Genomic DNA, 18,624 nt, shown 5'->3' with positions numbered 1-18,624 from the left:
CATGGACACCACACTTTCCCCGACCGACCTGGCGGCGTTGATCAACCGGTGCACCGGGGTCGCGGTGACCGGCGACCAGGTCTGCTTCTCCCAGCAGAGCTTCGACGAACTCGGCGTCGACTCCCTCGGCCTGATGGGCGTCGTGGCCGAGTTGCAGCGCAACCACGGCATGTCCCGCGAGGTCGACGTGGCGCCCGACCAGTCGCCGCGCGAACTGCTGTCCCTGCTCACCGGGAGGGCGTGAGGTGACCGGCCACACGGAGAACGAGATCGTCGTCGACGCGCCGATGGACCTGCTGTGGGAGCGCACGAACGACGTCGAGAGCTGGCCTGACCTGTTCAGCGAGTACGCGTCGGCGCAGGTGCTGGAGCGCGACGGCGACCGGGTGCTGTTCCGGCTCACCATGCACCCCGACGACAACGGCACGGTGTGGAGCTGGGTCTCCGAGCGCGTCGCCGATCCCGCGACCCGCACGGTCATCGCCCGCCGCGTCGAGACGGGTCCGTTCGAGCACATGGACATCCGGTGGACCTACGAGGAGGTCGAGGGCGGCGTGCGGATGCGGTGGGTGCAGGACTTCGCGATGAAGCCGACCGCCCCGGTCGACGACGCCGCGATGACCAGGCGCATCAACGCCAACAGCCGCACGCAGATGGCGTTGATCAAGCGGAAGGTGGAGGAGTTCGCGTGCACCGCTCCCTGATCGTGGCCCGGATGGCGCCCGATTCCATGGAGGACATCGCCCAGGTGTTCGGCGAGTCCGACCGCACCACCGACCTGCCCGCCGTGATCGGGGTGCGCGGGCGCAGCCTGTTCCGGTTCGGCGGCCTGTACCTGCACCTGATCGAGGGGGAGCGGCCGATCGGGCAGGCGGTCGCCGAGCACCACGACCACCCGCAGTTCCGCCGGATCAGCGACGAGCTGCGTCCGCACGTCTTGCCGTACGACCCCGAGACGTGGCGCGGACCCCAGGACGCCATGGCACACGAGTTCTACCGCTGGGAGCGACATGACTGACCACTTCCCGGCCACCGTTCCGGTCCTGGTCGCGGGCGGCGGTGTGACCGGCCTGTCCGCCGCGGTGTTCCTGGCCCGGTTCGGCGTTCCCCCGCTGGTGGTGGAGCGGCGCGCCGTGCCCGCCACCGACCCCAGGGCGCGGGCGCTCAACCCGCGCACCGTCGAGCTGTACCGGATGGTGGGCCTGGAGGAGGCGGTCCTGGCCACCCGGTCGCCGGTGGCCGAGCACACCGTGGTCGCGCACGCCGAGACCCTGGTCGGACCGGAGCTGATGCGCCTGCCGAACCGGCTGGGGCCGGACACCGAGGGCCTCAGCCCGTGCGGCTGGGCGGCCATCGACCAGAACCAGCTGGAACCGCTGCTCCGCGCCGACGCCGTCGCGGCGGGCGCGGACGTGCGCGACCACACCGAGGTCGTCGCCGTGGTCGACGGGCCCGCCGGGGTCGAGGTGACGGTGCGCGACCACGACACCGGCACCGAGCACCGGGTGGTCGCCGAGCACCTCGTCGCCGCGGACGGCGCGCACAGCCCGGTCCGGGCGATGCTCGGCATCCCGCACGACGGGCCCGGCACGATCGCCCGCAAGATCAACGTCTACTTCGAGGCCGACCTCGACGAACCGCTGGCAGGCCGCAAGATCGTCGCCCTGACCCTGCGCAACGCCGCCGTGCACGGGTTCCTCACCTCGATCGACGGTGTGCGGCGCTGGCGGTTCGCGATCTCGCTGCGCCCCGAGGAGGGCGCGGCCGAGTTCACCGAGGCGCGGTGCGTCGAGCTGCTCAAGGCCGCCATCGGCGTCGACGTGCCGGTGGTGGTCGACCGGATCTCCGGGTCGCCGTGGGAGATCCGCGGCCAGTCGGCCCGGCGCATGAGGGTCGGCCGGGTGCTCGTCGCGGGCGACGCGGCGCACACCATGCCGCCCGTGGGGACCTTCGGCGTGGCCACGGGCGTGCAGGACGCGTTCAACCTCGCGTGGAAGATCGGCCTGCACCACGGCGGGCTGGCCGGTCCCGGACTGCTCGACACCTACGAGACCGAGCGGCTGCCCGTGGCCCAGGAGACCACGCGGCTGACCGTCGACCGGTACGAGCTGGTGAACGGCAAACCCGGCAACCCCCGCGAGAGCGCGGCGCGGCAGCGGATGATGATGTTCGGCCACACCTACCCCGAGGGCGCGTTCGTGCCCGAGGCCGCCGTCGTGCCGGGAGCCCTGGAGGACCCCGACCACCCGTCGGGCGCACCGGGGAGCCGCGCGCCGCACGTGCCGCTGGAACGCGACGGCACCCCGCTGTCCACGGTGGACCTGCTGGACGTGGTCCCCGTGCTGTTCGCCGGTCCGGCGGGCGCCGGGTGGGCCGAGGCGGCGGCCGAGGTCGCCCGCGCGTCGGGCGTGCCGGTCCGGTGCCACCACGTCGGTCGTGACGTGGTGGACGTGACGGGCCGGTTCACCGAGGTGTACGGGATCGCCGAGGACGGCGCGGTTCTGGTGCGTCCGGACGGTTTCGTCGCGTGGCGCACCACGGGGGCGGCCGCCGACCGGGTGGCGACCCTGGCGGAGGTGGTCGACCGGGTGCTGTTCCGCTGAGCCTCGCGGTGGCCGGGTGCGGGCGCCCGGTCACCGCCTCCCCGGCTGGGCGTCGTGCGCGGGGGAGAGGTGGCGCAGGACGAGCAGGCCGCCGATGGCGGGCACCAGCGCGGTGAGGACCAGTCGCCCGGTGCGCCGAGGGTGGCGGGCGGTGGCGATGACGACGAACAGGTAGGCGCAGCCGTGCGTGGGGCCCATGAGCGACGCCACGGCGGGCCAGTGCACGGTCGCGAGGTTGAGCAGCAGGACGGTCAGGCTGATCAGCTCGACGCCCGCCGCGACCGGGAGCGGCTGCCAGGGCGGTCGCACCCTCACACCCCCGTCGTCGAGCCGGGCCGGATGATCATCAGCACGGTGACCGTGGCCCACAGCAGGTTGAACACACCCGTGTGCATCGCCAACCGCGCGCCCACGGCACGGGTCCGCACACCCGCGGACTCGGTGCGTGCGAGATCGGCGAGCACACGATCCTGCTGGGGCAGCACCAGCAGCCCCAGCACCCCGGCCGCGATCCCGGTCAGCACGATCGACACGATCAGCCACGCGTCGCCCAGCACCCCGAGACTGCTCGCGGTGGCCAGCCCGAAGACCGGCACCACGACCCCGACCGCCGCGTAGACCCGGCAGATCCGGTGCAGGGTCCGCACGGTGGCGACGTGGTGCCCGTCGCCGGGCTCGGCCTGGGCCCGGCGGACGGCGGCGGGGAACATGCTGGCGGCGACCGTCACCGGCCCGATCGCGATGATCGCCGCCAGCACGTGGACGGCGAGCAGGAACTTGGTCATGCGACGACTCGCTCGCCGCGACGTGGGTGGTGCACGTGCTTCTCCTCGGGATTCGGTCGTAGGTGGTTGTGCGGGCAGTGCGTCACGGCCCGGTCTCCGGTTCGCCGACCGCGTGGGTCGCCGCGGTGGGCTCGTGGCGGGTGGGTTCGTGGTGGGTGGGTTCGTGGTGGTGCGGTGGCTGGGTCGTCGTAGGTCGCGGGTGGGGTGTCACGGTTCGTGCGTCACGTCGCTGGGTCGTGCGGGTGGCCGCGGCGGGCGCGCGGTGAGCGGCCCGTGGTAGCTGGCCGTGGCCGTGGCCGTGGCGCTGGTGGCGGTGGTGGCTGTGGCTGTGTCGGTGGAGTGGCGCACCTACCTGGCCTCCGCCAGGTCTGGTTGGCAGCGGGTTGGGTGGGAGCGTGGACGGGCGTTACTCCTCGTCCGCCACCACGCCGCCACGCCGCCACGCCAGCCGCGCGGGCGCTGGGGCAGCCTCGTGGTGAGCGGGACCGTGAGCGGGTCGTGCGTGGGCATCACCCCTCGTCCTCCGCCTCGCTGAACCGCGCCAGTGCCGCGCCCAGCGCGGCGGCGAACTCGGCGCTCGTCTCCCCGATCACGGCGTCGGCGGCGGTGATCGCGGACTGCCCCTCCAGCCGGAGCCGGTGGCCCTCGTCGGTCACGCGCAGCACCGCCGTGCGTCCCCGCCCCGGCACCGTCGAGCGCTCGACCGCCCCGAGCTTCTCCAGCAGCCGCAGCGTGTCCTGCATGCTCTGCGGCGTCACGCCCGCCCGGCGGGCGAGTTCGCTGTAGGAGATGCCGGGCTGCCGGTGCAGGTGCCCGAGCGCCGAGAGGTGGCGCAGGCCGATGCCGTGCTCGCGCAGTCGGCCCTCGACGTGCTCCCTGATCCGGCGGCCGAGCGCCATCGCCAGGAACGCCACGCTCGCCGGCGGTGGGGCGCCGTCCTCGTTCCCGGTCACGTTCGTGCTCCCTCCGATCGAGTTGCAGTCTGCCTGAAACTGAGTTTCAGGCAGACTGTAACCCACGTCGCCGAAAAAATCTTGTCGGCGGATGTCGAGAAGCCGTGGCGGGCTCCGTCCCAGCGTCGAACACGGCCACAATGGGCCGGACCGCACCGAGGAGTTCACGATGGCCAAGTACCTGTTGCTCAAGCACTACCGGGGCGCGCCCGCACCGGCCAACGACGTGTCGATGGACCAGTGGGCACCGGAGGAGGTCACCGCGCACGTGCGGTACATGCAGGACTTCGCCGCCCGGCTGGAGACCACGGGGGAGTTCGTCGACGCCCAGGCGCTCTCGCCGGAGGGCACGTTCGTCCGCTACGACGGCGAGGGCCGCCCGCCGGTGACCGACGGCCCGTTCGCCGAGACCAAGGACCTGATCGCCGGGTGGATGGTGATCGACGTCGAGTCCCACCAGCGGGCGCTCGACCTGGCGGGCGAGCTGTCCGCGGCTCCCGGCGCGGGCGGCAAGCCGATCCACGAGTGGATCGAGCTGCGTCCGTTCCTGTCGGAGCCCCCGACCATCACCGAGTGACGACGGTGGACGAGACCCTGCTGAGGGACCTCACCCCCGCCGTGATCGCGATCCTCGTCCGCCGCGGAGCCGACTTCGCGGCGGCCGAGGACGCCGTCCAGGACGCGCTGGTCGAGTCGGTGCGCGCGTGGCGGGCCGACCCGCCGCGCGACCCCAAGGGCTGGCTGGTCACGGTGGCCTGGCGCAAGTTCCTCGACGTCACCCGTGCCGACACCTCCCGGCGGCGCCGCGAGGAACTCGTCGAGAACGAGCCCGTGCCGGGCCCCGGTGAGGTCGCCGACGACACGCTCCAGCTCTACTTCCTGTGCGCGCACCCGTCCCTGACCCCGGCGTCGGCGGTCGCGCTCACGCTGCGCGCGGTCGGCGGCCTGACCACGCGGCAGATCGCGCAGGCCTACCTGGTGCCCGAGGCGACCATCGCCCAGCGGATCAGCCGCGCCAAGCGGACCGTCTCGGGCGTCCGGTTCACCCGGCCCGGTGACGTCGCCACGGTGCTGCGCGTGCTCTACCTGGTGTTCAACGAGGGCTACTCCGGTGACGTCGACCTCGCGGCGGAGGCGATCCGGCTCACCCGCCAGCTCGCGGCGGGGATCGACCACGAGGAGGTCGCGGGCCTGCTCGCGCTCATGCTGCTCCACCACGCCCGGCGCCCGGCGCGCACCGCCCCCGACGGGAGGCTCGTGCCGCTGGCCGAACAGGACCGCGGGCTGTGGGACACCCGTCTGATCGCCGAGGGGGTCGACGTCCTCCAGGCGGCCCTCGCCCGCGACCGCCTCGGTGAGTTCCAGGCCCAGGCCGCCGTCGCCGCGCTGCACGCCGACGCCCCGACGGCCGAGGAGACCGACTGGGTGCAGATCGTCGAGTGGTACGACGAACTGGTGCGCGTCACCGACAGCCCGGTGGCCCGGCTCAACCGGGCGGTCGCGGTAGGCGAGGCGGACGGCCCCCGCGCGGGCCTCGCGGCACTGGCGCGGCTCGACCCCGCCCTGCCCCGCCACACCGCCGTGGCGGCGTACCTGCACGAACGCGACGGCGACCCGGCGACCGCGGCCCGGCTCTACGCCGACGCCGCCCGGTCGGCGCCCAACCTCCCCGAACGCGAGCACCTCACCAGGCAGGCCGCTCGGCTCAACGCGCTGCTGCGCGGGCGGGAGCCTGGCGCGGTGGCCCTTGCCGCTGAGCCGCGCGAAACCCGGTGAGGAGTGCGGTCACCGCACTAGCGGCCGGTGGCCCGCTCCTTCAGCGCGGTCAGCGCCGCGGTGTCGTGGAACCGGCCGCCGCGGACGACGGCGCTGACCGCGCGCAGGTTGGCCACCGACGCCGTGGGGTCGTCGTCGAGCAGCACGAGGTCGGCCTCCTTGCCCGCCTCGACGGTGCCCGCGTCGTCCTCGCGGCCGAGGAAGCGGGCCGGGTTGGTGGTGGCGGTCTGGAGCACCCGCAGCGGGCTCAGGCCCGCGTCGGCGAGCAGGTCGAACTCGTCGTGCAGCGAGGCGCCCGCGACGACCCAGGCCGCGCCGACCGCGTCGCTGCCCGCCAGCAGCGGCGCGCCCTCCTCGTCGAGGATCCTCACCACCCGCGACTGGAGCGCGAACTGCTCGGCGAAGACGGCCCGTTCGCTCCCGTCGAACTTGCGGCGGAACGCGGTGGCCGCGGCGGTCCAGGCCGCTCGCTCCTTCGCGGTGGCGTAGCGCAGGTCGGGGTCGGCCGCGAACTCCGGGGCGTCGCAGAGCTGCTGGGCCTTCACCCGGATCAGCGTCGGGCAGTTCCACGTGCCGTTCGCGGCGAACCGCCGGGCCAGCTCGCGGGCCTTGTCCTCGTCGAAGCTGTCGATCGCGTCCCGGACGGCGCGCAGGGTGGCGGGGCCGGTCAGCTGGGCCGGGTTGACGACGATCTTCGCGAGCACCTTCTCGGCGACCCTGTCCGCGAACGGGATCCGGAACGGAGGTGCCTTGATCGGGCTGGACGGGGTCGCGGCGCGCAGGTGCTCCTCGTGGCACGAGCAGCCCGTCAGCACGCCGAGTCCGGGGCCGACGTGCTCGATCGACCGGAAGCCCGCGTCGGACGCGGCGCGCACGTCCACGCCCGCGGGCAGGTGGCCCACGACCGGGATGCCCAGCCGGTCGGCCTCGGCCTGGACGGCGAAGTAGACCTCGGGGGTGATGAGGGCCGCCTTGATGAAGTCCGCGCCGTCGCGGGCCTGCCGCCGCACCTCCGCGACGGCCGTGTCCGGCTTGCCCGCGTTGAGCGGCGTGAGCACCGCGCCGGGCGTGGCGAGCAGCGCGGGCACCCGGTCGGTGGACGCGCTGCCCCCGCGGCGGCGCAGCAGGTCGGCGGTGCCGCTCATCTGCCGGTACCCGGTGATGCCGAAGGCGAGCATGAGCCCCAGCTCGGGGCCGGGGTCGCCGAGGTTGAGCGGGTGGGCGTGCATGTCCACGAATCCGGGCACGGCGAAGCGGCCCCGCCCGTCGGCGGTCGTCGGGTCCCCGTCCGGCCCGGTCGTGGCGCTGATCCCGGCGATCCGCCCGTCGGCGACCCGGACGTCCTGGTGGGCGGTGACCGAGCCGTCCCGTGGGTCGACGACCTGGACGTCGGCGATGCGGTACATCGTGGCCTCCGATTTTAGTGAACAGTTTTGTTCACTATACGGGTGCCGTCATGATGGGGTGGTGACCCCGCGACCCGTGACCCGTCGCCGAGGCAGCGCGCTGACCGAGGCGATCTACCTCGCCACCCTGGAGGAGCTGGCCCGCACCAGCTTCGCCGAGCTGTCCTTCGACAAGGTCGCCACGGCGGCGGGCACCGGCAAGGCGGCGCTGTACCGCCGCTGGTCCAGCCCCGGCGAACTGGTGATCGCCGCGCTCACCGACCCCGCCACCGGCTTCGGGCACCCCCCGACCCCGCCGCGCACGGGCTCCCTGCGCTCCGACCTCGTCCTGCTGCTCAGCCACTTCGTGCACGTCCTCGGCGAGCCGCGCGGGCGGGCGCTGCGACCGCTGCTCGCCCACCGCCACCACCACCCCGAGCTGTTCGACCAGGTGTGGGAATCGGTGATCCGCCCCGCACGGGAGGTGCTGCTCGGGGTGATGGGCGAGGCGGCCGACCGTGGCGAGGCCGACCCGGCGCGGGTCACCGGGCGCAGCGCCGAGGTCGGGCCCCGGATGCTGCTGGTGGAGGTGTGGCGCTCCGACGCCGTCGGCGAGGACGAGGTGGCCGCCGTGGTCGACGAGGTCCTGGTGCCGCTGCTGTCGGTGTGACCAGGCCGCACCGGGTCAGGCGCGGCGCGCGGCCCAGACGGTGCGCTCCGTGCGCACGGCGAGGTCGTCGCGGCGCAGGATGCTGAACGGGCCGTCGGTGTCGAGCAGCCGGTCCAGGGCAGCGAGGTCCTCGGCTGCGAGCGAGGGGGCCGCCTTGTCGCGCAGGCGGCTCAGGCCGCTGACCGCGTAGCGGCCGACGGTCTCGCCGCGGGCGCCCTCGACGTTCACGGTGATCGTGCGCTCGCCCTCGACGGTGAACCCGGCCGAGGTCAGCTTGGGGCCCCAGTCGGCACCGCGGTGCGGCACGTGCTGGGCGTAGAGGTGGGCGAGGGCGTCGTGGCAGCGCTCCTCGACACCGGGACGTTCCGCCGGGGCGTCGGGCGGCAGGAAGCGCGGGAAGCCCGCCAGTTCGACCACGGCGAACAGGCCGCCGGGCGCGAGCCGCTCGTGGACCGCGCGCAGGGCGCGGTCGGGGTCCGCCAGGTGGTGCATCGACGCCGACGCCCACACCAGGTCGGGACGACCGAGGTCGGGCCACTCCGCGTCGAGGTCGGTCAGGACCGTGCGCACCCGGTCGGCCAGCCCGAGCGCCTCGGCCCTCGCCCGCAGGCGGTGCAGGTGGCCCTCCGACGCGTCGACGGCCGTCACCTCGGCCTCGGGGAAGCGCGCGAGCAGGGCGAAGGTGCCGGCGCCGGTGCCGCACCCGAGGTCGACGACGTGCCGCGGGTCCTCCGTGACGGGCAGCCAGGCGGTGATGGACGCGGTGTGCTCGGCGAGCACCTCCTCGTCCAGGTCGAGGATCTCCGCCTGGCCCCCGGAGTCGTGGGTGTGCGGGGTGGTGGCGGCGTGTGCGGTGTGGTTCATGGCCGCCACGCTAGGACGACCGCACCGCGGCGACCGGACGAATCCCGGAGTGCGCAAGACGATGGTCGATCGCGGTGCCGAACGCGCAAACCGCCGCGTCAGCCGTCGTCGCCGCGCTGGTGGCCGCGGCGGGCGTCGCGGTCGAAGATGCCCAGGATCTCGCACGGCCCGCCCTCCGCCCCGATGTCGTGCGGCAGCATCGTGGGGAACTCCGCCGCCTGGTTCTTCTCCACGCGGATGCGCCGGTTGCCCAGTTGCAGGATCGCCGTGCCGGACAGGACGACGAGCCACTCGTGGCCGGGGTGGGCGCGCATGCGCGCCGGGTTGTCCGGTGGCGGGTTCGTCATCCGCTGGCGCACGATGCTCATGTCGGGGTAGGCCCTGATCGGCCAGCGCATCAGCCCGTGCGCGCGGTCGATCACCGGGCTGGTGACGACGTCCTCGGTCGCGGTCTCGACGAGCTGGTCCAGGGAGGTGTCCAGGGCTCGGGCCAGGGTGACGAGCTGGTCGAGGGCCAGGCGCCGCTGGCCGTTCTCGATGCGGCTGAGCGTGGACTGGCTGAGGTTGGCGCGGGTCGCCAGCTCCTCCAGCGACCAGCCCTGGGCCACCCGCAGTGCCCTGATCCGCTTGCGCACGAGGCTGTCCATCTCGCCATTTTCTTGCGTCATGCGCATAATCTTATGCCATTAGTGCAAGGCGTGCCTATCGTCGTGGTGTCGGCTCCACTCGGGGCCGCGTGACGAGAGGGGTGACGCCATGTCCGACCGACTCCCGGTGGGAACCGTTGACGCCGTGGTGATCGGGGGAGGAGCGGCCGGGCTGAACGGTGCGCTGATGCTCGCCCGGTCCCGCCGCTCGGTCGTCGTGGTCGACAGCGGCACGCCGCGCAACGCGCCCGCCGACGGCGTGCACGGCCTGCTCGGCCTGGACGGCGTCCCGCCCGCGGACCTGCTGCGCACGGGGCGCGAGGAGGTGCGCCGCTACGGCGGCCTGGTCGTGACCGGCGAGGTGGCCTCCGCCGTGCCCGCCGCCGGGGACGAGGTGCGCTTCACGGTGACCCTCGCCGACGGCCGCGTCCTGTCGGCCCGCAGGCTGCTCGTGGCCACCGGGCTGCGTGACGTGCTGCCCGACGTCCGCGGGCTGGCCGAGCACTGGGGGCGCGGCGTGGTGCACTGCCCGTACTGCCACGGCTGGGAGGTGCGCGACGAGCCCATCGGCGTCCTCGCCACGGGGCAGGCCTCCGTCCACCACGCGCTGCTGTTCCGCCAGCTGAGCGACGACCTCGTCTACTTCACCCGCGGCACCGACCTCGACGACGACACCCGTGCCCGCTTCGCGGCGCGCGGCATCCGCGTCGTCGACACCGACGTGGCCGAGGTCGTGGCCGCCGACGGCGGTGGCGTCGCGGGCGTGCGCCTGACCGACGGGACGTTCGTGCCCCGGCGCGCTCTGGCCGTCGCCACGTCGATGTGGGCCCGCACCGAGGGGCTGGAGGGCCTGGGACTGCCGCTGGAGGACCTGCCGGGCGGGATGGGTCGCCGCTTCGTCGCGGGCGCGGCGGGCACCACCGACGTGCCGGGGGTGTGCGTGGCGGGCAACGCCACCGACCCCAGCGCCCAGGTCGGCGCCTCCGCGGCGGCGGGCGCGCTGGCGGGCGCACGGCTGAACGCCGACCTCGTCACCGCCGACACCGAGGCGGCCCTGGCCGCCGCGCGGCACGGCCTCGTCGGCGTCTGACGGGAACACCCCGCGGGCACGGGTCCCGGCGGTGCCGCCGTAGGACCACGTCGTTCCCGGCACCGGACGTCGGAGGCCGTCCGGTGCCGACGCTCGACGCCGGCGGAAGCGCGGTCCCGCGCAGGGACGTGGTTCCCCTCGGATCGTCGGTGCCGACGCCGCGTCGACACCGACGATCCCGTTCGGACGGGGGCTCCGGCACGATCCCACCTGCCACCGCCGCGGTGGTGGCGCGGGCGCTGCCACCGCGCGTCCACGGCGGATGCCGAGGACGGGCCTCAGTCGTCGTCGGTGGGTGAGGTGACCACCGACAGCCGCGGCGCCGGGTCGTTCGCCTGCTGGGTGATCACGAACAGGCGCTTGAGGTCAGCGCTCCACGCCAGCCCGCGCGTCGCGGCGGTCTCGGTGCGGTCGACCTGCACCGTGCGCACCGGCAGCGTGCCGCCGACCGCGTAGACCTTCACGTCGTCCGCGCCGCTCGTGGTGATCGCGGTGGCGACGAACGCGTTGTTCGGCGACGAGGCGACGGAGTTGGGCCGCACACCGGTCGCGTACGAGCCGCGCCGCGCCAGGTCGGCCGGTGCGAACGCCTCCACGTTGCCGCGTGAACCGGACGCGCTGTAGAGCGTCGCCCCGTCCGGGCTCACCGACAGGTCGTTGAGCGACGCCCCCACCACGTCGCCCGACGCCCCGGCGGCGAGGTCCCCGCCCGCCTGGCTGAACACCCGCACCGTGGACTGGCTCAGCGACAGCTGCCCCGCCACCACCGGCCCGGCCTCGGCGCCGCTGGAGGCGAGCAGCGGGGCCCGCTGGAACGTCGCCCCGCCGAACGGCCTGCTCACGTCGACCGGAGCCGCCGCGGCCGGGTCGAGCTTGCCGATCTTCGCGTTCCAGTCCGCCGCGCACCCGTACCCGAACCACACCAGCGACCCCGTGCGCGCCAGGTGCGTCGGGCACGTCTGCGCGCCCGTGGCGTGCCGCGCGGTCTCGGTCAGCGTCTCGGTGCTGATCACCGACACCGCGTCCCCGGCCGCCAGCGCCACGTACAGGCTGCTCCCGTCCGCGCTCAACTCCAGCCCCGTGGCACCGGGCTGCCCGTCGATCCGCTTGGTCACCCGCCCCCGGAAGTCGGTGACCACGATCCCGTTCGCCGTCGGCCCGCCGCTGACGAACACCCGCTGGTGGACCTGGTCCACCGCGACGTCCCCGTAGTTCGGCAGCGGCAACGCGTCCTCCGAGGCCGCCGCGCCGGTCGCACCGACCAGCACCGCCGCCACCGCCAACCCGACCGCCCCCGCGGCCGTCCCCCTGGTGAACTTCATCCTCAGCCTCTCCACTCGTGTGTTCCGGGCCGCGGTCTGCGGTTCCCGGCCGTCACGGGTTCACGTAGCCCGGACGTTCCGCGTCCACCTCGTACGACGTGATCACGTCGTGCTCCACGTGGACCACCAACCAGAAGTCGCGGCCGCACGCGGGGCACTCCGCGTACGCCTCGCCCCGGTAGTCGCCGCCCTCCGGGCGGTGAGCGGGTGTGCGAACGCCCTTGCCCTCCCAGCGCAGGACGTCCCCCCGGCGGTAGCGGACCAGTTCCCGGAGCCCGAACCTGAACTCCGCGTCCGAGGTCGAGACGACGCCGCACCGGGGGCAGCGGGCCTCGATCTCCAGGTGGTTGTAGATGCTCACGGCATGACCCTACGGATCGGGATGGGCGAGTTCTTCAGCGTCTTCGTCACGAAGTTGAACAGCCTCCTCTCCATCGTCACGGCCTGGTAGCCGGTGGCGCAGGCGAAGGCGCACAGCGCCGCGTCACCCCGTCCCTGCGCCGGGTTGACCGAGGCGAACGTCGACTGGAACCGCTCCGTGCCCGCGACCTGCCCGGCCTGGGGACCGCCGAACAGCTCGATGCCCTCGCGTTCCATGAACTCCCGTCGACCGGCGCCGCCTGCCAGGAACTCGCGGTGCTGGTTGGGCGTCACGTAGGTCTTGCCCCCGCGGATCTCGGCCAGCGCGCCCGCGTGGCCCTTGTTCGCCTTCACCATGAGGTCGGTGTCCGCGAAGATCGGGTCTCGCTTCGGCGCGGGCGCGTCGGCCTTCGGGGCAGGAGCCTCGGCCTTGGGAGCCGGGGCCGGGTCGGCCTTCGGGGCCGGTGCCGGGGCGGGGTCCGCCTTCGGTGCCGCGGGCGGGTCCACCTTGGCCGCCGTCTTCGCCGCGTCGCCGACGTTGTCCGCCGTCTGCACGGCGTCCACGGCCTTGTCCGCGTACTTGCCTGCCTTGACCGCCGTCGCCCCGTACCCGGCGAACGGGATCGCGGACGCCGCCGACAGCGCCGCGTCGACGTAGTTGCCCTCCGCGGCGTACCAGGCCGCGTTCGCCAGGTCGGCCGCCTCGCCGACGACGGGGACCAGGCCGACCACGTCGAGCGCGGCGTGGCCGATGTCGCTCCACGACAGCCCGAACAGGTGGCCGTCGATCTCCACGGCCGTGATCGGGTTGCCGCCGCCGAAGGCGTAGCGGTTCATGGTGAACGGGTTCGTCGCGAGACCGAGGTCCGACAGCGCGCCGTTGTAGAGGTCCAGCGACAGGAACCGGTTCTGCGACGGGTTGTAGTCGCGGAAGCCCATGTCGTAGTTGCCGGACGCCGAGTCGAACCGCTTGGTGTTGAAGCGGTAGGAGTTCAGCGGTTCCTCGGCGGGCTGCTGCTGCCCCGGCTTGTCCTCGCCGGTGAACGACGCCTCGTCGTCCTGCCCGTAGGCGGTGTAGCCGTAGGTCGACGTCGCGTCGCCCGACTCGTCGGTCACCGACTCGACGTCGGAGTGCGGGTTGAACGCGAAGTACGAGTCCTTCTCGGTCCCGTCGTCCTCCACCGACACCTGCGACAGCAGCTCGCCGTGCGGGGAGTACTGGTAGGACTTGTTCAGCTCCCCGTTCAGGTTCTCCGTCAGCACCTGCTCGGACAGGCCGAGGTAGAACATCTCGACCTTCTTGGCCTCCGCGCCACCGCCGGTGGAGTTCTGGGAGACCGTGCGGTCCAGCGGGTCGTAGACGTACTTCGTGGTGCGCGTGGCCTCGCCGGAACCGGCGCGGTGCTCGGCGGTGTGGTCGAAGCCGTCGTAGACGTACTTCTCCACCTGCTGGCCCGCCGCGGTGACCCGGCTGAGCCGACCCCACGGGTCGTAGGCGTAGGACGACGTGACGTCGTTCGCGGTGGCCGACACCAGGCGGTTGCGGTCGTGCGAGAACGTCGTCGTGGTGTCGTCGATCGTCTGCTTCACGACGTTGTTGTTGGCGTCGTGGTCGTAGGTCTCGGTCGCCGTGTCGTCGCCGGTCTTCTCCACCTTCCTGACCCGGTCGCGCGGGTCGAAGGTGTAGGCGAAGACGTTGTCCTGGGTGTCGCCCTTGTCGTCGGCGTTCTGCTTGGTCGCCTGGTCGCGGGTGCGGTTGCCGTTGTGGTCGTACTCCAGGCGGTGCTCGTTGATCACCGCGCCGGACGACTTGCGCTCGACCTGGCGCTTCGACAGACCGTCCAGGTAGTACTCGAACTCGACGGTGTTGCCGTTGTGCTTGGTCTGCTTCGCCAGGTGAGCGCGGGAGGTGTACTCGAAGGTCGTGACCTTCTCGCCGCCGGTCCCGCGGTTCACGACCTTCGAGACGAGGTCGCGCACGTCGTAGGAGTAGGACGCCGACTGGTCGTCGTGCTCCCAGTCCAGCACGTTGCCGTTCTCGTCGTAGTCGAACGACGTGCGCTTCTTCACGGCACCGGACTCGCGCTCCTCCACGACGTCCGCGCGGTCGAGCCCGTCGTAGGTGATCGAGTACTCGTCGACGAGCGCACCGGAGCTGAGGTCCTTCAGCAGCGTCTGGTTGTCGTTCGCGTCGTAGACGTACTCGAACCTCTTCTCCTCGGTGTCGACGTCACCGCTGTTGTCGCGGGCCAGGCGCACGGCGTCCGCGGTGACGGAACCGCCCGCCGCGCCGGACAGCACGACCTTCCGCTCGGTGTCCTCGGTGAAGTCCCACGTGCCCAGCGGCACCCACTCGCCCTGGCGGGTGGTCTGGTCGACCTTCACGGTGGCCACGCCGCCGTCGTGCTCGACGGTGTAGCTCGCGTCGGTCGCGGTCGCCTCGGTGTAGCGGACCGCCACCTCGTAGCGCCCGCCCGCCGGGATGTCCGCCTTCCAGGTGAAGCTGTCGGCACCGCCGCCGGTCTGGTGCGTGCGGTAGTCGAAGCCCTCGTACTCGCCCCGGTCGGACACCGTGGCCCAGGTGCCCGAGACCTCCGTGTCGTCCGGGTCGGAGTTGTCGACCACCACGACGTGCCGCCCGACCGGGACGCCGCCGTCGGAGCGCGTCTTCTTCTTGCCGTCCGGGTGGTAGGTCCACGTCTGCACCCGGCTGGCCCCGCCGCCCTCGCTCAGGTGCGTGCGGTTGGTCTGCTGCCCGATCGCGTTGTAGTCGTACTCGGTGCTGATGCCCCACGCGTCGGTGCTCGACCTGGTCCAGCCGTTGTCGAAGTAGGTGTACCTCGTGGTGTTGCGGACGGACTGGCCGTTCGACGGGGGAGCGCTGATCTCCTTCGGGTTCCCCACCTCGTCGTAGGAGTGGAAGATCCGGTCCGCCGCGGTGACCGAGGAGTCGTCGCGGTCGAACGGGAGCAGTTCCTCCTTCACCCGGTTCAGCTCGTCGTAGACCGCGCCCCGCGCGAAGTCGTCCGGGTCGTCACCGGTCTGCACACCGCGCGGCGTGATCGTCCGCGTCGTGTTGCCGACCTGGTCGTACTCGTAGCGCGTGGTGAAGTAGGTGATCGACCCGCCACCGCCGTCGTGCGGCGACCGGACCTCCACCGGCATGGACCGCTCGTCGTAGGTGGTGGACGTGGCGTTCCCGTCCTCGTCGGTCTTCTCGACGACGTTGCCGTCCCGGTCGTACGTCGACGTCACGCTCTCGCCCGACGCGTCGAACGTCTCGACCACGCGGTGGTTCAGGTCGTAGCGGTAGCGAGCCGTGACGTCGTTCGGGTCGCTCGTCGCGGTCTTGCGCGGATCGGCCTCGGTGAGGACGTTGCCGACCCGGTCGTAGGTCATGACCGCGCGCTTGCCCTCGGCGTTCGTGGCCTCGACGGCCTGACCGAGTTCGTCGTAGCGGAAGGTGACGGTGAAGTCGTCGGGTTCCGGGGTCAGCGTGCCCTTCGGCAGCGTCTGCCGGAGCAGGTTGCCCACGCGGTCGTAGGCGAACGTGGACGTCTTCTCCGGCGCGCCCGGCGTGTCGTCCTTCGGCGACGTCACCGCCACCTGCCGGTCCAGCTCGTCGTACGCCGTCGTCGTCACCGCGCCGTTGGCCGCGGTCACCTTCACCACGTTGTCGTTGCGGTCGTAGACCGGGCCCGGCGTCGTGATGAAGACGTTCGCCGCGGCGTCCTTCGGGACGCGGGAGTCCAGCGGGCGCTTGAAGACGTCGTAGGTGAACGTGCTCGTGCTGCCCTTGGCGTCCACCGTGGACACGACGTTGCCGACGTCGTCGTAGCGGAAGAAGCTGGAGCAGTTCAGCGGGTCGGTGATCCGCTGCGGGTAGCCGTTGACGTCGTAGTCGGCGTACGTCGTGGTGTGGCCGTTGGCGTCGGTCGTGCTCGTCAGGTGGCCCAGGTCGTCGTAGACGTAGCGCGCCGTGTAGTCCGAGTCGTCCGGGGTCGCCGTGCCCTTCGGGTCGGTGACCGCCACCAGGTTGCCGCGGTCGTCGTAGGTGAACCGCCACTTCCGGCCCTCGGGGGAGGTCTTCTCCACCAGGTCGGCGACGTGGCCGTCCAGGTCGGTGCGGTAGGCCAGCCGCGTGCCGGGGTAGCCCCGCGCGTTGCCCTCGGCGTCGCGGACCTCCAGCGGGAACCCGGTCTTCTGGTCGTAGGACCACGTCGTGGTGGCGCCGTTGTCCTCGCGCAGCGCCACGACGTTGTTGTCCGCGTCCCACGTCAGGTCCGTGGTCTCGCCCTTGGCGTTGGTCAGCTTCTCCACGCGGCCGTAGCCGTCGACCACGTGGTCGGTGGCGTTGCCGTTGGCGTCGGTGACCTTCGAGGTGATCTTCGAGCCGCTGTCGCCGTCGGCGTCGGCGTAGTCGAAGCCGGTGCCGCCGTCCTGCCGGTCCAGCAGGGTGCGGACGTGCCACTCGCGCAGCTCCTCGGCGCCGTCGGTGTAGTACTGGACCTCGCTCGCGCCGCCGTTGGGGTCGACGACCCTGGTGAGCTTCGGGTTCTGCGTGCGCAGCGAGTCCTCGTAGAAGAACGTGAACGGCTTGGCGTCCGGTGTGCCCGCGCCGTCCACGACCTCCTGGAGCAGGCCGTCGTCGCCGTAGGTGAAGGTGACCGTGCGGCCGGAGACGTCGGTGACCGACCGGAGCTGGTTGACGATCGCGGAGATCGCCAGGCCCTTCTCCCGCACCTTCGTGTTGCCGCGGAAGACCGAGTAGTCGTCACCGGGCTGGTAGTAGTCCAGGGTCAGCGTGCGGCGGCCGGTGGCGTCGGTGAGGTGGGTCAGCAGCTTGGTGGCGCGGTTGCCGATGACACCGCGCTCGTAGCCGAAGAGCAGCTCGTTGCCGTTCTTGTCGACGGTCGCGGTCTGGTAGCCGTCGGCGTCGAAGTAGGTGCGGGTGCGGTCCGGGGCGGTGAACACCCAGCGGCGCGCGTCGTCACCGCCGGGATCGCGGCGCAGCAGCAGGTGCACACCGGCCGGGCTGTCGTAGGTCCAGCGGCCGGTGTCGTTCGAGTCGTGCTTGTTCAGCTCGAACTCGTGGCCGGTGCCGTCGCCGTCGACCAGCGTGATCCGGTCCGGGTGTCCGGTGAGGACGGAGCCCAGCAGACCGTCGAACTGCAACGGCGTGCCCAGCCGCGCGAGGCTCGACGTGGACACCGACCAGCCGCGACCCGCGTAGGAGTTCGAGGTGTCGAGGCTGTTGTAGGTGAGCCTGGTGAACGTGGCCAGGCCCCGGCCGGGGTTGGTGAACACGTTGTGGCCGAACACCGCGTTGCCGGAGAACTGGTTGACCGCCAGGCTCGTGCCCGCGCCGGTCGGGATGCCGCGGTACTGGTAGAACTTCTCCAGTCCGAGCTGGTCGGACGTGGGGTCCTCGACCGTCGTGGCCTGGTCCAGGGTCGGCACGCCCGCGGTCTCCGACAGCCACTTGCGCGTCCTGGTGTCGAGGACGTCCCACTTCAGGACCCACTGCTCCCGCTTGTTGCCGACGTCGGCCGTGGGCGGGGCCTTCACCCGCGCGTCCAGCGTCACGACCTGGCCCGGCGCGAGGTCGGCGGGCAGCGCGGTCTCCAGCCGGTTCGACGGGCCGGTCTCGTCGTCCCCGTTGGGCAGGACCCAGTGGTAGGACAGGACGTGCGTCGCCTTCGGCCACGTCGCCGCCGTGGTGTTGCGCAGCTCGACCTTCACCGGGTGCTCGTCGCCGGGGATCATCCGCAGCGGCGTGCCCGGTGCCGAGTACGTCGGGTCCGCGGCCTGCTGGGCCTGCGCGACCTGCCTCGGTGGCGGTGCGGCCCTGCCCGCGGTGGCCCTCGGCGCCGCGGGCCACGCCGCGGTGTCGCAGCGCGTGGACTCCGGTGCCGCGGCCTGCCGCAGCGCGGGTGCGTGCCGCGGTGCGGCAACCCCCGGTTCGGCCAGGCCCAGCGCCAGCGCCGATATCGCGAGCGCGCTGAACAGAGTTCTCGTCTTCGCCATTCCCCCGTGCCCCTCCGAATGAACCGGACACCGCTGTGCGGGCATGGCGTCAAGCCGCACGGCGGAACGCGACCGGCGTGGTCTGCGCGCGTGGGAGAGCGGCGACTCGCGGTCGCCCAACACCGTGGAACCGTGACGACGC

Annotated in this window: 17 protein-coding genes; 8 read left to right on the top strand and 9 right to left on the bottom strand. The window is 72.7% G+C overall.

All coding sequences use genetic code 11. From position 1 onward, the window contains the following. Position 1 precedes the first annotated feature (1 nt). Genes AC156L_RS10880 through AC156L_RS10865 form a run of 4 tightly spaced genes read left to right on the top strand, consistent with a single transcriptional unit; the run spans position 2 to position 2,603 of the window. Positions 2–244, top strand: a complete 243-nt coding sequence (locus AC156L_RS10880) for an acyl carrier protein (RefSeq protein ID WP_330874385.1) — start codon at positions 2–4, stop codon at positions 242–244. A gap of 1 nt (position 245) precedes the next feature. Then, the gene (locus AC156L_RS10875; protein ID WP_330874384.1) at positions 246–704 is read left to right on the top strand and encodes an SRPBCC family protein; all 459 of its coding nucleotides are present in this window, start codon (positions 246–248) and stop codon (positions 702–704) included. Then, a complete protein-coding gene (locus tag AC156L_RS10870; protein ID WP_330874383.1) occupies positions 689–1,018 on the top strand; it encodes a TcmI family type II polyketide cyclase in 330 nt (109 codons plus the stop codon). The genes AC156L_RS10875 and AC156L_RS10870 overlap by 16 nt, the downstream gene beginning before the upstream one ends. Then, positions 1,011–2,603: an FAD-dependent monooxygenase gene (locus AC156L_RS10865; RefSeq protein WP_330874382.1), complete on the top strand. Its 1,593-nt coding sequence runs from the start codon at positions 1,011–1,013 to the stop codon at positions 2,601–2,603. Before AC156L_RS10870 ends, AC156L_RS10865 begins: the two co-directional genes overlap by 8 nt. A 30-nt stretch (positions 2,604–2,633) precedes the next feature. Here AC156L_RS10865 and AC156L_RS10860 read toward each other — a convergent pair whose 3' ends face one another. From AC156L_RS10860 to AC156L_RS10850, 3 genes are all read right to left on the bottom strand, one after another. Beyond that, positions 2,634–2,912: a DUF3817 domain-containing protein gene (locus AC156L_RS10860; protein ID WP_330874381.1), complete on the bottom strand. Its 279-nt coding sequence runs from the start codon at positions 2,910–2,912 to the stop codon at positions 2,634–2,636. A gap of 2 nt (positions 2,913–2,914) precedes the next feature. After that, positions 2,915–3,388 (bottom strand): DUF2269 family protein, encoded by a 474-nt coding sequence (locus AC156L_RS10855; RefSeq protein ID WP_330874380.1) that lies wholly within the window; start codon positions 3,386–3,388, stop codon positions 2,915–2,917. Between the two features lie 509 nt (positions 3,389–3,897). Further along, entirely contained in the window at positions 3,898–4,341 is a 444-nt protein-coding gene (locus tag AC156L_RS10850; protein ID WP_330874379.1) for a MarR family winged helix-turn-helix transcriptional regulator, read from the bottom strand. A gap of 169 nt (positions 4,342–4,510) precedes the next feature. Between AC156L_RS10850 and AC156L_RS10845 the strand changes: the two genes are divergently transcribed. Together AC156L_RS10845 and AC156L_RS10840 are read left to right on the top strand one after the other, a co-directional pair. Beyond that, positions 4,511–4,918, top strand: coding sequence for a YciI family protein (locus AC156L_RS10845; protein WP_330874378.1), 408 nt, complete (start codon positions 4,511–4,513; stop codon positions 4,916–4,918). Between the two features lie 5 nt (positions 4,919–4,923). Continuing rightward, the gene (locus tag AC156L_RS10840; RefSeq protein WP_330874412.1) at positions 4,924–6,117 is read left to right on the top strand and encodes an RNA polymerase sigma factor; all 1,194 of its coding nucleotides are present in this window, start codon (positions 4,924–4,926) and stop codon (positions 6,115–6,117) included. Between the two features lie 17 nt (positions 6,118–6,134). Here the strand turns inward: AC156L_RS10840 and AC156L_RS10835 are convergent, their stop codons facing one another. Then, the gene (locus tag AC156L_RS10835) at positions 6,135–7,523 is read right to left on the bottom strand and encodes an amidohydrolase family protein (RefSeq protein ID WP_330874377.1); all 1,389 of its coding nucleotides are present in this window, start codon (positions 7,521–7,523) and stop codon (positions 6,135–6,137) included. 76 nt (positions 7,524–7,599) lie between these two features. On the opposite strand from AC156L_RS10835, the gene AC156L_RS10830 reads away from it, so the two are divergent. Continuing rightward, the gene (locus tag AC156L_RS10830; protein WP_330874376.1) at positions 7,600–8,172 is read left to right on the top strand and encodes a TetR-like C-terminal domain-containing protein; all 573 of its coding nucleotides are present in this window, start codon (positions 7,600–7,602) and stop codon (positions 8,170–8,172) included. A gap of 15 nt (positions 8,173–8,187) precedes the next feature. Here AC156L_RS10830 and AC156L_RS10825 read toward each other — a convergent pair whose 3' ends face one another. Continuing rightward, complete coding sequence (locus AC156L_RS10825) at positions 8,188–9,036, bottom strand: class I SAM-dependent methyltransferase (protein WP_330874375.1); 849 nt, start codon at positions 9,034–9,036, stop codon at positions 8,188–8,190. Positions 9,037–9,134: 98 nt separating this feature from the next. After that, entirely contained in the window at positions 9,135–9,704 is a 570-nt protein-coding gene (locus AC156L_RS10820; RefSeq protein WP_330874374.1) for a helix-turn-helix domain-containing protein, read from the bottom strand. A gap of 88 nt (positions 9,705–9,792) precedes the next feature. On the opposite strand from AC156L_RS10820, the gene AC156L_RS10815 reads away from it, so the two are divergent. Further along, on the top strand, positions 9,793–10,773 hold the full coding sequence (locus tag AC156L_RS10815; protein ID WP_330874373.1) for an NAD(P)/FAD-dependent oxidoreductase: 981 nt from the start codon (positions 9,793–9,795) through the stop codon (positions 10,771–10,773). Positions 10,774–11,051: 278 nt separating this feature from the next. Here AC156L_RS10815 and AC156L_RS10810 read toward each other — a convergent pair whose 3' ends face one another. From AC156L_RS10810 to AC156L_RS10800, 3 genes are read right to left on the bottom strand one after another with little or no spacing between them, the layout of a single operon-like run. Then, positions 11,052–12,095 (bottom strand): hypothetical protein, encoded by a 1,044-nt coding sequence (locus AC156L_RS10810; RefSeq protein ID WP_330874372.1) that lies wholly within the window; start codon positions 12,093–12,095, stop codon positions 11,052–11,054. A gap of 52 nt (positions 12,096–12,147) precedes the next feature. Further along, a complete protein-coding gene (locus AC156L_RS10805; RefSeq protein ID WP_330874371.1) occupies positions 12,148–12,456 on the bottom strand; it encodes a hypothetical protein in 309 nt (102 codons plus the stop codon). Continuing rightward, positions 12,453–18,482 (bottom strand): golvesin C-terminal-like domain-containing protein, encoded by a 6,030-nt coding sequence (locus AC156L_RS10800; RefSeq protein ID WP_330874370.1) that lies wholly within the window; start codon positions 18,480–18,482, stop codon positions 12,453–12,455. Before AC156L_RS10800 ends, AC156L_RS10805 begins: the two co-directional genes overlap by 4 nt. Positions 18,483–18,624 lie beyond the last annotated feature (142 nt).

The sequence above is a fragment of the Umezawaea sp. genome, from assembly GCF_057122925.1.
This window is presented reverse-complemented; position numbering and strand designations above follow the sequence as displayed.

Coding starts and splice junctions, on each gene's coding strand:
- AC156L_RS10880 (WP_330874385.1), top strand. CDS start 2: ATGGACACCACACTTTCCCCGACCGACCTGGCGGCGTTGATCAACCGG.
- AC156L_RS10865 (WP_330874382.1), top strand. CDS start 1,011: ATGACTGACCACTTCCCGGCCACCGTTCCGGTCCTGGTCGCGGGCGGC.
- AC156L_RS10855 (WP_330874380.1), bottom strand. CDS start 3,388: ATGACCAAGTTCCTGCTCGCCGTCCACGTGCTGGCGGCGATCATCGCG.
- AC156L_RS10845 (WP_330874378.1), top strand. CDS start 4,511: ATGGCCAAGTACCTGTTGCTCAAGCACTACCGGGGCGCGCCCGCACCG.
- AC156L_RS10835 (WP_330874377.1), bottom strand. CDS start 7,523: ATGTACCGCATCGCCGACGTCCAGGTCGTCGACCCACGGGACGGCTCG.
- AC156L_RS10825 (WP_330874375.1), bottom strand. CDS start 9,036: ATGAACCACACCGCACACGCCGCCACCACCCCGCACACCCACGACTCC.
- AC156L_RS10820 (WP_330874374.1), bottom strand. CDS start 9,704: ATGACGCAAGAAAATGGCGAGATGGACAGCCTCGTGCGCAAGCGGATC.
- AC156L_RS10815 (WP_330874373.1), top strand. CDS start 9,793: ATGTCCGACCGACTCCCGGTGGGAACCGTTGACGCCGTGGTGATCGGG.
- AC156L_RS10810 (WP_330874372.1), bottom strand. CDS start 12,095: ATGAAGTTCACCAGGGGGACGGCCGCGGGGGCGGTCGGGTTGGCGGTG.
- AC156L_RS10800 (WP_330874370.1), bottom strand. CDS start 18,482: ATGGCGAAGACGAGAACTCTGTTCAGCGCGCTCGCGATATCGGCGCTG.